Source organism: Vibrio sp. 10N.247.310.24, assembly GCF_041467175.1.
In the GTDB taxonomy this organism is placed as follows: domain Bacteria; phylum Pseudomonadota; class Gammaproteobacteria; order Enterobacterales; family Vibrionaceae; genus Vibrio; species Vibrio tasmaniensis_A.
This window is the reverse complement of sequence record NZ_JBFSUD010000050.1, coordinates 1-14031: the sequence shown is the minus strand read 5'-3', so window position 1 is coordinate 14031 and position 14031 is coordinate 1. Positions and strand designations below refer to the sequence as shown.

Annotated in this window: 12 protein-coding genes and 1 pseudogene; all 13 read right to left on the bottom strand. The window is 41.9% G+C overall.

Going from position 1 to position 14031, the window contains the following annotated elements; genetic code table 11:
* Positions 1-286 precede the first annotated feature (286 nt).
* On the bottom strand, positions 287-1540 hold the full coding sequence (locus tag AB6E08_RS15435) for a GIY-YIG nuclease family protein (protein ID WP_371715277.1): 1254 nt from the start codon (positions 1538-1540) through the stop codon (positions 287-289).
* Between the two features lie 4 nt (positions 1541-1544).
* Positions 1545-3569 carry a DEAD/DEAH box helicase gene (locus tag AB6E08_RS15430; RefSeq protein ID WP_372065671.1) on the bottom strand — a complete coding sequence of 675 codons (2025 nt, stop codon included), beginning with the start codon at positions 3567-3569 and terminating at the stop codon, positions 1545-1547.
* Positions 3570-3597: 28 nt separating this feature from the next.
* The gene (locus tag AB6E08_RS15425; protein ID WP_371715275.1) at positions 3598-6276 is read right to left on the bottom strand and encodes a class I SAM-dependent DNA methyltransferase; all 2679 of its coding nucleotides are present in this window, start codon (positions 6274-6276) and stop codon (positions 3598-3600) included.
* Positions 6277-6733: 457 nt separating this feature from the next.
* On the bottom strand, positions 6734-6913 hold the full coding sequence (locus tag AB6E08_RS15420) for a hypothetical protein (protein WP_017093966.1): 180 nt from the start codon (positions 6911-6913) through the stop codon (positions 6734-6736).
* Positions 6914-7225: 312 nt separating this feature from the next.
* Positions 7226-7990, bottom strand: a complete 765-nt coding sequence (locus tag AB6E08_RS15415; RefSeq protein WP_017102646.1) for a hypothetical protein — start codon at positions 7988-7990, stop codon at positions 7226-7228.
* A 355-nt stretch (positions 7991-8345) separates the two neighbouring features.
* Positions 8346-9641: a site-specific integrase gene (locus AB6E08_RS15410; RefSeq protein WP_017103897.1), complete on the bottom strand. Its 1296-nt coding sequence runs from the start codon at positions 9639-9641 to the stop codon at positions 8346-8348.
* Positions 9638-10771, bottom strand: coding sequence for a site-specific integrase (locus AB6E08_RS15405; RefSeq protein WP_235447580.1), 1134 nt, complete (start codon positions 10769-10771; stop codon positions 9638-9640). The genes AB6E08_RS15410 and AB6E08_RS15405 overlap by 4 nt, the downstream gene beginning before the upstream one ends.
* A 349-nt stretch (positions 10772-11120) precedes the next feature.
* Entirely contained in the window at positions 11121-11567 is a 447-nt protein-coding gene (locus AB6E08_RS15400; RefSeq protein ID WP_372065677.1) for a lytic transglycosylase domain-containing protein, read from the bottom strand.
* Positions 11568-11619: 52 nt separating this feature from the next.
* Positions 11620-11955, bottom strand: a complete 336-nt coding sequence (locus AB6E08_RS15395; RefSeq protein ID WP_372065680.1) for a type I restriction endonuclease subunit M — start codon at positions 11953-11955, stop codon at positions 11620-11622.
* A gap of 78 nt (positions 11956-12033) precedes the next feature.
* Entirely contained in the window at positions 12034-12420 is a 387-nt protein-coding gene (locus AB6E08_RS15390; RefSeq protein ID WP_102308722.1) for a hypothetical protein, read from the bottom strand.
* Between the two features lie 40 nt (positions 12421-12460).
* Positions 12461-12844: a hypothetical protein gene (locus AB6E08_RS15385; RefSeq protein WP_076648261.1), complete on the bottom strand. Its 384-nt coding sequence runs from the start codon at positions 12842-12844 to the stop codon at positions 12461-12463.
* A 699-nt stretch (positions 12845-13543) separates the two neighbouring features.
* A complete protein-coding gene (locus AB6E08_RS15380; RefSeq protein ID WP_371705195.1) occupies positions 13544-13786 on the bottom strand; it encodes a hypothetical protein in 243 nt (80 codons plus the stop codon).
* Between the two features lie 105 nt (positions 13787-13891).
* A pseudogene (locus AB6E08_RS15375) lies at positions 13892-14031 on the bottom strand (IS5/IS1182 family transposase); the annotation flags it as partial.

Below are 14031 nucleotides of genomic sequence, written 5' to 3'. Positions count from 1 at the left end.
TATGTGGGTTCGAAAACGCATGAAAGAAAGTAAGTCAAAAGAGTGCTCAATTTGACTGCTCGCCCAATCGACGAAACTCACAATGGGGCATTTTCGAGCTAGAAAATACTGTGCGTTAAAATTCAGGTTGTGACGATTTTGGACAATTATCAGTTAGAGTAATCAGCCCAAAATCTAAATTAGGCTGATTTATTAGGGTTTTATCATTCACATAATCATGAATATTTATTCAAACACTAGTCCATTTTTGTTTAGTGATTTTCAAGGTCTTCGATAGTGGCCTTGATTACTTTTTAACAACCCTACCTGTCGTATTATCCATTCGATACAGAGAGATCGTTCCATCAAGAATGTATTTAATCACCTCTAACACGGTATTCAGCGGAACATGAAACCACTCTTTCGGGTTGTATATCTGTCCTGTATGACCTTTGAGAGTTATGTTCAATCTTCTATGCCCTAAAAAGCCGTGAATTAGCGTCTCTAGCTTGTGCGCATCGATGTTGTAGCACTCCGTTGTCATAACTACACGAACAGGTGCTTCTAAGAACGTCCTATCTTTTTCTGCATACTTGATACGCTCTTCCACCGTACCGTCAGTAAAGCCAACCTTGTATAGATTTGATTTGTATTCCGCTAAAGCTGCATCTGTGCTCTTTGTTGCTAACACATAGACAAGTCCAGTTGGAACTGGGGTATCGTCAGGAGCAAGAGGTACACCTTCTCTTGTAACCTTAGAGCCTTGCTCATCACGAACTAAGCCATGAGTCAGAGACTGAAATAACATGTTCATTTCAGTTCCATTAGCAAAAATCAGGTGCAGTCGAGCATTATAAGAGCTGTAGCCCTCTAAACGTTCTCCTGCTGAATGTACGTAACCCATCACACCATTGAGGATAAATGTGTCCCCAACATTAATTTTTAACTCATGACGGAATCGTTCTAACGATGCAAAACCAGATTTCAACTCTTGTTGGACAAGGTCGAATATTGGAGAGTAGCGATGGAAGTCTGCACAAGGCTGACGTTTTGCAATCTCATCCGGTTGCTCTTTTCTTTCCACTGGCACATGACGCATTGTGAAAAGTTCTGGAGCATCAAACTCTAATAAGTCGTCATCATCATCGAAGATATCATCAAGCGATGTGACCAATTCGGCTTTATCTAGTTCAGGCTCGGTAGACTCAGGATATACATTGATAGCATCATTAGGCACATTAGTTTGCGTCACTAAATCGCTCTTTAACAAGCTATAAGAATCATATTCAGATAATGCTTCACATTGTTCGGAATTAGCTTTAAATGCCTTTAGACGACGAGCTAGACGTTTCTCATCAAATGTTTGAGCATCACTACTTGGTAGACGACTGTTCTGTTCGTAGAAGTCGGAAATTTCTTCAAACTGGCTCGCTAATATATTTCCAGCTGGAGCTTTAACCTTCAGAGGGGCAACATCAAGCAGTCCCAAGTCATCCTCTTCTGAAAAGATATCATCCAAATCGATCTTTTCGACCGCTTTAGAAGCACGTAATCGGATCATTCAATTACTCCTGCTTTGCCATTCGTTGTTGCTTCATTTTTCGAATGTAGGCAAGGACTTCAGCATAGCGCTGCTCTATAGGGTCGGAAGAATTCAATGAAGGCTCACGTTGGTGTTCGACTCTGAATGCCTTGATTCGAGGCCAAAGCATAACCGCTTCTTCCTCAGAGACATTCGCTTGGCTCGCTCGAACAGTTTGTTGGATAGTCTTAAGAACATCAGCATCCACTGACTTAGATAAGATCTCATAGGCTCCATGAAAAGGGTTCACAGAATCAATCAGGTCAATGTTCAAGTCTTCAATGTTGATGAATTTATCACCCATCTTTATGAACTGATTATTCGGCCCTGACTCACTACTACCTGAGGGTTCATTCCCTTTGATATATGAGCTACCACCCTCTTCAATTACAGCATTGTCTGGAAGATCTTTACCGTCGATTAAACCACCTTGCTGTCCGATATAAAGACTTTGTAAAACCCCCGTTCTAACTTGCTCTATCTCATGCTCTTCAAGATCTGGGTACAAGGTTTGAATGACTGATGGAAGTTCAATCTCATTGATAACTTCAGCAGGCGTCGTTTCCGCAATTGCTCCCTTAATCACCGACTCTTTAGCAACAAGAGCCGATAAGATCTCGCCTTTATCGCCATTAAGAATATCTAGCACCTTTTGTGAAACAGGTGTCGTAGTGTCATCAACAATGACAGTGTTAGCAGGCAGATCTTTTCCGTCCCATTGAGAGCGAGGTTTGAACTGAATGCTTGGAGCTAATATTTGCTCCATTAAAAGCGATGTCGTGATAGCTTTAAGCATATTGTTTACAGATACCTTAACGTCATCATCCTGTGCATCAGGTTGTGCAATAAGGTTTGTAAACTGAGCATGACTTTTCCCCTCGCTGTCACGAGTCGCTCGACCGATGATCTGAACAATTTCCGTCATTGAACTACGATAACCGATAGTCAGTACATGTTCACAATAAGGCCAATCAAAACCTTCTTTTGCCATACCTAACGCGATAATGACGTCCATCTGTTCAGCGGATTCAATATCACGCAGGCAAGCCTGAACTTTAGGGCGCATATCACTATCATCAACTAAGTTGGCAACCAGTAGTGTTCTGCCAGAATGTTTACATCTCACTTGATAAATACCAGTATCAGGATTTTGCATGATGACATCACCAAGCACCTCAAGAATTGAGTCAACCTCTGTGTATTTATCTTTGGTAGATTCACCAGAGTTCACATTGGGGATATGAACAATGGTCTTCTTAGTTGGGTCTAATACCGATGGCAAAGCATTGATATAGGTGCCTTGATAAAAATGATACCCAATACCTAAGGTCTTTAAGTGCTTGTAGCCATTAAGCTGTTCGTAATAGGTGTATGTTACCTTGGTAAACAATGCTTCATCTTCAGGAAGCAAGATAGGAACCGTGTCACCTCTAAAGTACGAGCCTGTCATAGCAAGAACATGTGCTGATGATTGCTTCATTAAATCATCGATTAATCCTCCCAAACGGCTATTTTCATCAGCTGAAACGTGGTGAAACTCATCGATAGCAACAAGGCAGTTATCAAAATCACTGGCAGATAGCTTACCGAAGACACTCCTAAGCGTTGAATGAGTACAAACTAATGTTTGGTCGTCACTTTCCATGAAGCGCTTGAAAGCATTCGCTTTGCCGCTTTCACTACCACTGATACATAAGTTGTTTTCAGGCTTAACGGTCCAGTTAGCGAAGAAGCCGAACTTCATTAGGTCAGTGTCTTTGAAAGAGCCGCCTATAGACATTTCAGGTACAGCAACAATCACTTTACGGATGCCTTGATTAATTAGCTTATCCAACCCCAAGAACATTAGTGCCCTTGACTTACCTGACGCTGGCGGAGCTTTGATCAGCAAGTATTGATTAGCACGCTCAGCAAATGCACGAGCCTGCATCTCTCGCATACCCATATCATTGTGAGAGGCACTTTGACCCGTTTGGTTATAGCTAACCTGTAAGATGTTATTTTTCATTATTAAAACCTTTACCAACTGAGTTTGATTAGTTTGTAGTCATCTCTTCATAACGTGCTAAGAGAAAGCTTAAGCGCTCCGAAGTGTCTTTAAATGGTTTTGCTCTATAAAGCTTATCTACGGCAAGATCTAAATCCTGATGGGCTTGTAATAGTTCAGATGGCATAGTGTCTGGATTATAAAGTTCAGCAAGAGTCTTTCCAGGGAAGTCCTCACGTACAAATAGTACATTTTCGGCCAAGTGAACTATTGTTTCGCGTTGTTTCACCGTAACCTCTGGCCAAGGAAAAGAATTGTAAACCAAAGAAGCCGAGTACCTATAATCACTTTTGATTCTCCCCCCAACTAACCTCATCCAATCATTATGTAGTAATGACGTTAAAATACCGAACTCAAATAAGGCCGCACCGGGAATCATCATATTTGCATCCGTTGATATGATGGCATTGTCTAAGAAACCAATTGGCACATAAGTTCTTCTCTCTGAAGAGTGCCTTGGAATCAATATATAACTACCCTTCTTAGGGTGACGGATCTCATTAAATAGGTGTGGGGTTTCTGCACCTTTTTTAGTGCCTGCTCTAGAGCTATTTTCTCTAAAGGCCTGAACAGACTTCACTCTTTGCAGAACCAATGGCATTCCGTTCAATTCTTGGCTTGTACAATTCTGCAACCATAGGCACCACCGCTCTCTAGAATTGATAAACTCACTTGCGCCGTAGACTTTTTTTATCCATTTTTGAGCACTTGGTTCTCGGTTGATTAAGTCCTCTTTCTCAGCCGTATCTAGAAGTAGATTCCCTCCATCAGCTGGCATGTTCCCAAACATTAACTTTGGCGCTTCAGCTGAAATAGACTTTTTAAATGAACCGACAGTAATATTGCTACCTTCAACAAGATAAGGGCTCACGTTATTAACTTTCATATGGTGCCATTCATCACCCATCAGCTGATAAATTTTACTGTGTTTAGCGGTAGAAGATAAGCCAACAATCACAACATGAACCGCTGCTTTATCTTTAGCATTATTTGCCCAAGTGAATGGTTTATAAGCAAAATGGATCTTTAAACCTTGATCAAAAATCTTCGGCCATAACAGATCGACTTGTTCACCTTGGCAAATTGAATTTGTTGCCACAAGTGCAAGTTCTGCATTTGTATTTTTTATGTACTTCGCCCCTTTCCAAAACCAGCAAGTAACAAAATCTAAACTACCTACTGCCTTGAATGTTGTGAGAGCATCTTGCATATCTTGACGTTGTTGTTGAGAGCGGCCAGCATGCCCCAAGAATGGCGGGTTGCCTATTATATAGACTTCATCAAATTTCTCTCTTGGACAAACATCTTCCCAATTAACGCGCAAACTATTACCGCTTACAATTTTGCCTGTCGCACTGAGAGGTAATGCTGGTTTAGCTGGACCAATGTGCTCTTCCCACTGCTTGTTGATTTGATGTTCCGCCAACCACAAAGAAAGGCGGGCTATCTCACAAGCAAAATCATCGATCTCAATGCCGTAAAACTGATCCAAATGAATGTTGCTGATAAAGAAGCCTTGATCAATTTTCATCAGAGCTTGAATAACTTCAATTTCAAGAAGGCGTAACTCTTTGTAAGCGATGATAAGGAAGTTGCCCGAACCACAAGCAGGGTCAAATACTTTAATTTCCCCTAGTCGAACGAGTAATCGCTTAAGTCCGTTCACACTGTTATGCTGCTTTTCAAGCTCTGATCGTAATGGGTCAAGAAACAGAGGTTGAATCACCTTCATGATATTGCTGTAAGAGGTGTAATGTTGTCCTAACCGAGCACGCTGTTCTACATCAATAACCGCTTGGAACATACTACCGAAGATGTCTGGGTTAATTGCACTCCAATCTTCATCTCCACATTCAATAAGAATACGACGCCCTTTTTTCCCTAGTTCAGGGATTGGCTCATCACTTTCAAAAAGCCCTCCGTTAACATATGGGAAATCCGTTAGATGTTCTGGTAGACGACCACGTAGTTCACTATTAGCAGGAGAGTTTAGAACCAAGAATAAGTCATGCAGGAACTCATCTAAGTCACTGCCTTCTTTAGATGTCGTACCTTTCACAGCAGAGGTGAATTGACCCTTTTTAGGAAATATCCCCGTATCCTCAGCAAACAAACAAAACAGTAAACGGGTAAGAAAGACGTTTAAAGCATGGATATCTTCTGGTGTATTGAGGTCATTGTGAATGCGAATAAGGTCGAACAGCTTACCCATTTTCACCGCCGCTTTTACATCCGCTGGTTTTTCACTATTCAAGATCGCTTTTTCAAGACCAACCAGTGGTAAGAAGAAGGAGTAGTTTCGGTGTAGAACCTCGAAGTCGATGTCTAAGCGTTCACTAGTGGCAGTATCCCACGCTAAAAATCTTTCAAAGTCGGTAGTTAGGATATATCGAATTTTATTCTTAGCGATCATTGGATCAGCGATGGCTTCATCTAGAGCCACATCGATATCCTGACCTTCATTAACTGGGAAGTAATACAGTTTATTTTTCAGTCCAACATGACCTTCAACCTTAGCGACATTACGGTTTCCGCTTTGGCGAATTTGAGTAATCGTGGCCTTAGGGAAATTGAATGCGGTAAGGAATCCATAAATGAATTCACTAGGATCTGGAGCTTCAACGAGTTGCTCAAGCTGTTCAAAGATCTTGGCTTGATTAACGGCCATGGTATTTCCTTCGTAAGGGGACTTTAATAATGTGTTGGATTATACCCTTGAAAACCAAAATGCTCATTGATTTGCATACAATACTTTGATTTAAAGGGTGATTTAAAATTTAAAAGATGAGGGGGAATATGCATCAATTGTGCATAAAAGCGAATTTGATCAAAACGTTTGATTTAGGAAAAATGCTGGCTAAGTGAGGAAATGGTTGTTCATCTGAAACTGATAATGGGGCAAAGACGTGTTACGAGCCCCGCTGAAACGTCTGTGACAATTTAGAGCTTACTAAATCTAGAAGTTACAGATCAATTAACTCACGTATTGAAAACCAGCTCTGTTAAGGTAATGTGAGCAGCTCAATACAGACGTCTCCGCAAAGCACCTTAAAGACCATGCCTGGCACATAGTAAAAATACCACGTGTTGCGAATCAATATTGAACAATTTGTATGCTTACGGAATTAACAGAAGGCGTTTAATTCAGTGGTAGGAAGTGGATTTAGGAAGAAGCCCAGAGAGCTTACGCTCTCTAGGTTCAACCCTGAAGTTACACCAGTTGCGACAACACCAGAACAAACCGCACTCACCCCATTTACTACTGCTGAAGCGAAATACTTTACGTTTTGAACGAATCTTTCCATAAAACCTCCTCGTTTATTTGCTGGATGTGAAACTAACAAATTATTGATGTAATTTAGTGTGATAATTACAAACGTGAGTCCGGTTATTATGTCCAGAGTGCTGAAGTGGAGAATTGAACTCCAAACCTCTGCCTAAATCCACTGGTCGATAATTCTATATAAAACTCGATTATAGTCAACAAGATGAACTAGTAAGCTAATGCCCAATAAAGGTATGAGGCACGCAATACCGATGCTACTGCATACCACCTTAATCACCCAAACGGACGCATAACAAAAATGCCACGCGAGCCGAGTTACTTTTAAATGTTGTTATGTACCTATCCCTGCATAGTTTTCTTGGACTATTGCCATTGCAGACTCAGCAGCGACGTCATAGTCCTCAAACGTTCGTTTGTAAAAGTAGAAAAATGCGACACCAAATTCAGCTAGTTCAATGAAGATAAAATTATTCGTAGAGTGGAAGAAATGGAAGTCATTATTCGTGGTATGGATAACACAAAGAGAGTTAAGCCTGTCCACCTTTGATTTCATACTCAATACTTGTAATGCAGAACGAAGGTTAGAGAAAACCTTTGAGGGACTTGTCTCCATAGAACCTTGAAACATTGCTATTGGCATTTTGCCAATAAAAGGAATGTAGTCCGCACCTTTTACCTTGTTTAAGTTTCTTCGAAGGTCAAGCACTTGAAATTTGTACTCTAAAGTTTCTAACCATAGAATGATTAACTCTAAGGTCTCTTGAGAGAACTCTTGGTTACTAACATCGAATTTTTCAAATTCATGCTTCAAATGCCTCTCTAAGTAACCGAGGAGATTCGAGTTGCAATCTTTGCACGCTGGTAACGTCGTTTTATTGTAAGTCTGAGAAATGTCGTTAGTTGTTGTTTTGAACGTTCGTTTCGTACAACGGTTATAGACCCATTGAGGAATCACATGCTCTCTAGTCAACTTCTCTTGAGAACCACAAATTATGCACATTTCTGCTGAGTGATCGGCAATGATTGCATCAATTACTTTCTTCTTATTTACTCTAATTTTCTTTCGAAGTTGAATCAGCTTTAACTGAATGCTCATTTGAGAAATAGCTCCTAACTTACTCGGGGCACAGAACGCTTTCATACGGTGATTAGCCGTACTTCATGGATATATGATGTGGTCTTTCTTTTAAGGGTTCAACATAAATTCAATAGCTTAGTGAAAAAGATAATAAGTCAGATTTCCACGTGATGCATTACTTCTTGATTTTCTGCATTCAAATAACTTTTAGTAGGGAAAATTCGCATTAACGGCATGTGATCGAGCTTTTACTCTAAAAAACAAAGGGGCATAAACGTTTTAGAGTAGTGGCACTAAGGCGTGTAGTGGCACTAAGGCGTAGTGGCACTAAGGCGCCACTCCCAAAAAGTGGCTTTATAGTGATTCAAAATAACTACCAACTCAAAAAATCCAACTCAGCTCTAATATCACTTATCTGCTCATCCGTTAATTCTGGCAAGATGTTGAATTTCCCTTTTATTGCCTTTGGTTCGGGGTTAGGTTTGTCTGCCTTCAATGCCTTTGTGGTACGTTTTCGTTTTCTGGGCTGTACTTCTTTAGGCTCGACTAATATTCCCGTTATTACCGCCCCCAGAGTATCTACTGCCTCTGTCACATGGTGCTCACTGACATGCATATAACGAAGTGTTGAAGAGATACGTTTATGACCAAGGAGCTTAGCGACCATCGGGAGCGGATAACCTTCCAGCACCGCATAACTGGCAAAAGTATGACGTAAGTCATGAATACGTACATCTGCAATATCGGCTAACACCCGTACTCTTTGCCATACCATCCCAACCTTAGTAGGCCGACTCACATAACAGCGAAGAGGTGAAAAAACATCATTACCATTAGAGTCAAAAAACTGTTTCCCTATTTCCGAAAGGAGTTTTCGAGCATCTTTACCCACATAAACCACTTTCGCCCCCGTTTTACTGTCTGGCAAATGCCATTCATCTCCTTTGATAAAGGACCATTGCAATCCCGTCACCTCTGAAATCCGACACCCCGTCAAAAGCACCAGCTTTATGACCTGACAGCAACACGCCTCAATTTCTCCCTGCTGACTAACCGTTCGTAAAGCCCCTTCAAGTCGCGATAATTCATCCAGACTTAAAAAGCGATTCAACTTCTTTTTTCGGTTCTGCTTGATACCATCGCAAGGATTTTTCAAGCAATACCCTTGTCTCTCGGCATATTTAAAAATGGAACGCAGCACATCAAGAGTGCGATTAGCCGCTCCAGCATAGTCTTGGCTTAACTCATCAAACCAACGCTGCACATGACACGAATCAATACGAGTGACGGGGTAATGCCCAAACTCTGGTAATAAGTGTTTATTTAATGCCCCTCTTGCCCCTCCCTGTGAGCTGGTTTTCCATGTTGAGCACACTTTTTGTAACCATTCACCCTGTACCAATGCATCAAAACGCATCGCCCCGATTGCCCTACTCTTATCATTACCCTGCATCAGGCTTAACGTTTTTTGACGAGCCTGACGAAGAGATAGGCTATCGACAGGCGCTATAATCTTATTGCCACCGCCTGTCTTCATGACATAAAAACGGGAAGCGTCTTTGCCTACTCGCACCCCAAACCCATATTGCTTTGTATCCCAAACAACATAAGTTTTGGGTTGGGGCAATAAATCCTTAATCTTTTTCTGAGTGAGTCTGATATAGCTCATGAGCGCATCCCCTTAGCCAAAGTCGCTGATATATGAGAGGCCGCTTTACAAGCATCCAGACTGCTTAAGTGGGCATATTTCAGCGTCGTTTCTACATCCGCGTGACCCAGTAAGCGACTAAGCACCGTCAGATTAATGTTGGATTGAATTGCAATACTGGCGTACGTGTGGCGTAAATCATGTAGGCGCACACCGGCTAACTCGGCTAAACGGCGCACTTTACGCCAGAACGAACTCAAGGCCACTTCAGATATCGGTTTGGTATGGCATCGTGCAGGAAAAATATAATCACTCTCTGTTCGCCACTCTTTTAGATACGCCCTAACCGGTGAGCAAAGATACACCGTTTTTGCACCTGTTTTACTGTCTGATAAATGCCAATGCCCTCCCCTGTAATCTTTCCATTGCAACGTTCTCACTTCCGAAGAACGGCACCCTGTATATATCAATAATCGTATAATCATCACGAGAATTGGGTTATCGGCTTCTAACGTTTCGAGTACATGCCATAGGCTACGCAACTCTTCCGGACTGAGGTAGCGTTCGACCTCTCCCGCTTTATAACGCTTAAAGTGACGACAAGGGTTAGTGTTTCTATGTCGATATCCCCACGCTTCACACTGCTGCATCATGACAGACATCAACACTAACGCTTGATTCGCTGAGCCTTTCACGTGATTTAACTGAGCAAACCACCCTTCAATGTCTCTTCGCTCTATGGAGTGAACCTGTTTATCGCCTAAAATAGGCGCGATATGTAAACGAAAGGCGCTCTTATTCTTTACCGTCGTTCTTGGTTTCCAGTGGCGAGGATAACGCTTAAAAAATTCCTCAGCGAAGACCCGAATCGTTATTGGTGGCAGCTCTTTTATATCTGCCAGATAACGAGTCTGGTGAACTTCATTCACCACTTGCTTTCGCACCTCTCGTAATGATAGGTCGGTTGCTTTACCAAGCTTGCGGTGAACCCTTAACCCTTCATGCTGAAAGCGAATATAAAATCGCTTACCTCCTGACGGATAAACTCTTAAATACAACTCAGGGACTTTTGTATCGTAAAACTCTTGAACCAGATGGTTAGAAAGGATGCGCTCAACAAAGCGTTGTGTGAGTAAGATTTTTTTCATCATTTAGTACCTTCATATAGGGACATAGAATCACGAAATTTCGTGAAAGCATGCCATACCAATGAAAGACACAAACTACACATCGCTTACCTATCAGACACTTACTACAGACAACCATCCATAATCGCCAGATTATGACGTGGTGTGTGGTCACCAACTCAACTAACCAACAACTCAGAACGAATGATCTGAGTTCCTTAATCAAAACGACGGGAAAAACTGACAGCGAAAGACAAAAGCCGACCAGGTGGCGAATGAATCTGACGAACGAGGGATGCGGGGGATTTGGAAATTGAAGGAAGAAAGCGAGAAGAAAAGCGAAAGACCTTGCACCGTTATGGTGCAAGGTCTTTTATTGAACGTTCATCTTAAAATAAACCGATTGGACTTTTTGGATGTATATTTTTCTGGCGTTCTCAGTGCGTTTGGAAAAACCCGCATTATACGCGCCGACACTGTTCCAGTTATAACCATGACTAGAAAAATTAGAACTTAATACCCATGCGCCAAGATGAACATTAAAGCAAGGATGATAGATGTTTTTTTCATTCACATTAAATTCGGATAGTCGATCAAACCAATGGGAATTAATTTGCATCAATCCAAAATCACGGCTGATGACTTGACCGGATTGGTTTTTATTTTCATTGTACGCGTTCGGCTTTAGGCTACTTTCTACCGTGGCGATGGATTTTAAAAGCTGTGGATCGACATTATAAAATCGCCCTGCCTCATCAAAGCAAAAAGCCCAACTGAAACACGGCGATAACAACGAAATATAAAGTAATGGTTTCATCATAAAAAAGAGCCCTAATAATAGGACTCTCATTTTATGCCATCCCATTGAGATATCAATATTCACAAGGTAATAAAATTGTGGTCACGCTGCGGTCACGTTCAGTTATTATCCAAACCGATTGATCACAAATCGTATAATTCGATATCACTCTCTCGCCTGTTTTGGTTGCTTCGTCATTGGTGATTTTCTCTTCAATGCAAGTCTCTCCCCAATCTCCACTTTGGTGACGCTGCAAATAAATCGACAAGTTAGCACCGACATTATTATCTAATAACTGCTCAATACCTTGCGTATAGACTACTTTACCCAACGAAAACGGCACGGCCGTACAAACGTAACATTTTGCTTTCGTTTCTTCTCTATCTTGTGTAGCATTCAGAATGTTCATTCGAATATTCACCATAATTGACTTGAACATGCCTTGATATTTGATGGAACAAATATCAAGGCGCTTTAATTTTCACGTTTAATAAACGTCTTCCTTTTTACGAATGTGATTAAACACTTCATAAATCTCATCGTATGAAATGCCATAGCCTTCGAGTTTTTCCACACAATCACAAATATCATTTGTGTAGAAACATTCGTGATTAAATAACTCACGGCGAATGATCGCCTTTTTCCCGTTCTCTTTGATATCTTCGGCGATCCCTTCTTGAGCGATGGAATCTAAACGAGTCATTAATTGCTTGGCATTATCAACTGGGCAAATTAACCCCATACCTAGTGATGCGTATTTCACGCCCTCTTTTTTTGCCTCATCGAACTGTTGATTAGAAAAAGCAAAGAACGCCCCAGCATCATTAAAAGCCTGAGTTTGTTTGTCTTGAATATAGTGTGAGAGATATTTCATTATTTAAGTCTCCATTTTATAACTAAGGGGTATCAAGTCTTTATACTTCGATATATTGATGGCTATCTGTCACCCATCCCATGACGACAGCACGACTATTCAGCCCTACCTTATTTGTTTCAGTAATCACATGACCTCTCGCGATGCCTTGCCCCCAGTACGGCTTATTGAGTTCTGTTTCTGGGAATAAAACCGTCAGTTCTAGCCAAACACTGGAATGCCTGGCTCTTGCTTTTACATGAGCGGCAATCACGACAATATTTTCCACAGAGGTTGATCCTGATAGGGCAACATCACGACTTGGCTCTACTGGTTGCAGACGCTTAGAGATATCATTTTTTGGTGAGCTTTCGTGCTCCAGCGGCGAAACGCTGGTCACTGAATTTGAATTAGAGAGAGTTAGGTTTGAATTTTGTTGCGCCATGAGGATTTTCCTTTTGTTTGAGTATCACTTTTCGGAGCCGCTTGGCTGTCCGCTCTCTCACCATCGTTCTGCTTTGCAAGGGCGCGCAGCGTTCATTTACCCTTGCAAATCAGGTTGTGGGGAGAGACGGTTAACAGCCTGCGAGCCCGTAAATGATGCGAGTGAAAGGAAATCGGCGCATAAGAAAACAAGCCTTACTCGAACTTATTCAAAGGTAGGGAAAGCAACGAGGAGGTACGACGAGGCGTAGCGAACGCAGTGAGAGGAGTGCGTTCAGGATTGCAGCGATATCCTTTTAGATAGGGGCTGTAGAGAGGCACATCCTGGGGCGGCACGCAGTGACTCACCAGGGTGATGTCACTCTTAGGCCATAGATAAAAGATACAAGCGAAAAGCCTTGCCCGAAGGGTAACGCCCAAGTTAAGCCCTTATCACGACGCTGTGCTTCAAATCCGCTTTAAACTATCATCATAAAAAACTCGTCAATTAAGCCCTATCAGCCACGCAACCACAAATTGACATCAATACACTGCAATACAATCAAGCATCGAGTCAATGGGCCTACAGTCCTCCTGAGAGCCAGCTAGACGACCGCTTGCGGTCGAGCCTTTGGCTCAACTTCTTTTAGCGCGACCACAGCGTTCAAGGAAATCACCAAGGAAACTAAGGCCTCCAGGCTAAGAGGCATCTCATTCGGTTTTAATCGAATAAAGTAATGAGTCTTTTTGTCACAAAGACCGCGTTGGGCGTCAGTTTACGCACCCACGCTTTAGAGTATCGTGACCATTTAAAACCGTTACTTTTTAATTTTTTGCGCACCTCTTCGGCTGGAATACCGTCAAATGAAAACTTAATGCGGCCCTCTTCTTCGTACAGCTCCCAAGCCGTCCCCATTGCCTCGCCGTTACCCTGTAATGGCGCTTCGTTGTGCAACGCTTCCAAGTGCTCTAAACGCTTTCTAGTTGTTCGGATATTGGCATTACTATTCTGTAGTGGCTTTGTTGCGTAATTCAGTTTAGAGACAGAGCCGCCCGTTTTGCATGCTTTTTAGTCAATACGACAAGTTTCAGGCATACCTAACCCAGTAAGCTTGTTCAACGCTTTTATCATCGCGTAAGTTTCACCCACCTGGGCATTGTAATTTCTTAAGCTCAACCGTCCTCCTAGCAACTGTTTAACTCGATACA

Excerpts from the sequence above, each read along its gene's own strand:
- AB6E08_RS15395 (WP_372065680.1), bottom strand. The coding sequence starts at position 11,955 with ATGAACATTCTGAATGCTACACAAGATAGAGAAGAAACGAAAGCAAAA.
- AB6E08_RS15415 (WP_017102646.1), bottom strand. The coding sequence starts at position 7,990 with ATGAGCATTCAGTTAAAGCTGATTCAACTTCGAAAGAAAATTAGAGTA.
- AB6E08_RS15400 (WP_372065677.1), bottom strand. The coding sequence starts at position 11,567 with ATGATGAAACCATTACTTTATATTTCGTTGTTATCGCCGTGTTTCAGT.
- AB6E08_RS15425 (WP_371715275.1), bottom strand. The coding sequence starts at position 6,276 with ATGGCCGTTAATCAAGCCAAGATCTTTGAACAGCTTGAGCAACTCGTT.
- AB6E08_RS15385 (WP_076648261.1), bottom strand. The coding sequence starts at position 12,844 with ATGGCGCAACAAAATTCAAACCTAACTCTCTCTAATTCAAATTCAGTG.
- AB6E08_RS15405 (WP_235447580.1), bottom strand. The coding sequence starts at position 10,771 with ATGATGAAAAAAATCTTACTCACACAACGCTTTGTTGAGCGCATCCTT.
- AB6E08_RS15430 (WP_372065671.1), bottom strand. The coding sequence starts at position 3,569 with ATGAAAAATAACATCTTACAGGTTAGCTATAACCAAACGGGTCAAAGT.
- AB6E08_RS15390 (WP_102308722.1), bottom strand. The coding sequence starts at position 12,420 with ATGAAATATCTCTCACACTATATTCAAGACAAACAAACTCAGGCTTTT.
- AB6E08_RS15410 (WP_017103897.1), bottom strand. The coding sequence starts at position 9,641 with ATGAGCTATATCAGACTCACTCAGAAAAAGATTAAGGATTTATTGCCC.
- AB6E08_RS15420 (WP_017093966.1), bottom strand. The coding sequence starts at position 6,913 with ATGGAAAGATTCGTTCAAAACGTAAAGTATTTCGCTTCAGCAGTAGTA.
- AB6E08_RS15435 (WP_371715277.1), bottom strand. The coding sequence starts at position 1,540 with ATGATCCGATTACGTGCTTCTAAAGCGGTCGAAAAGATCGATTTGGAT.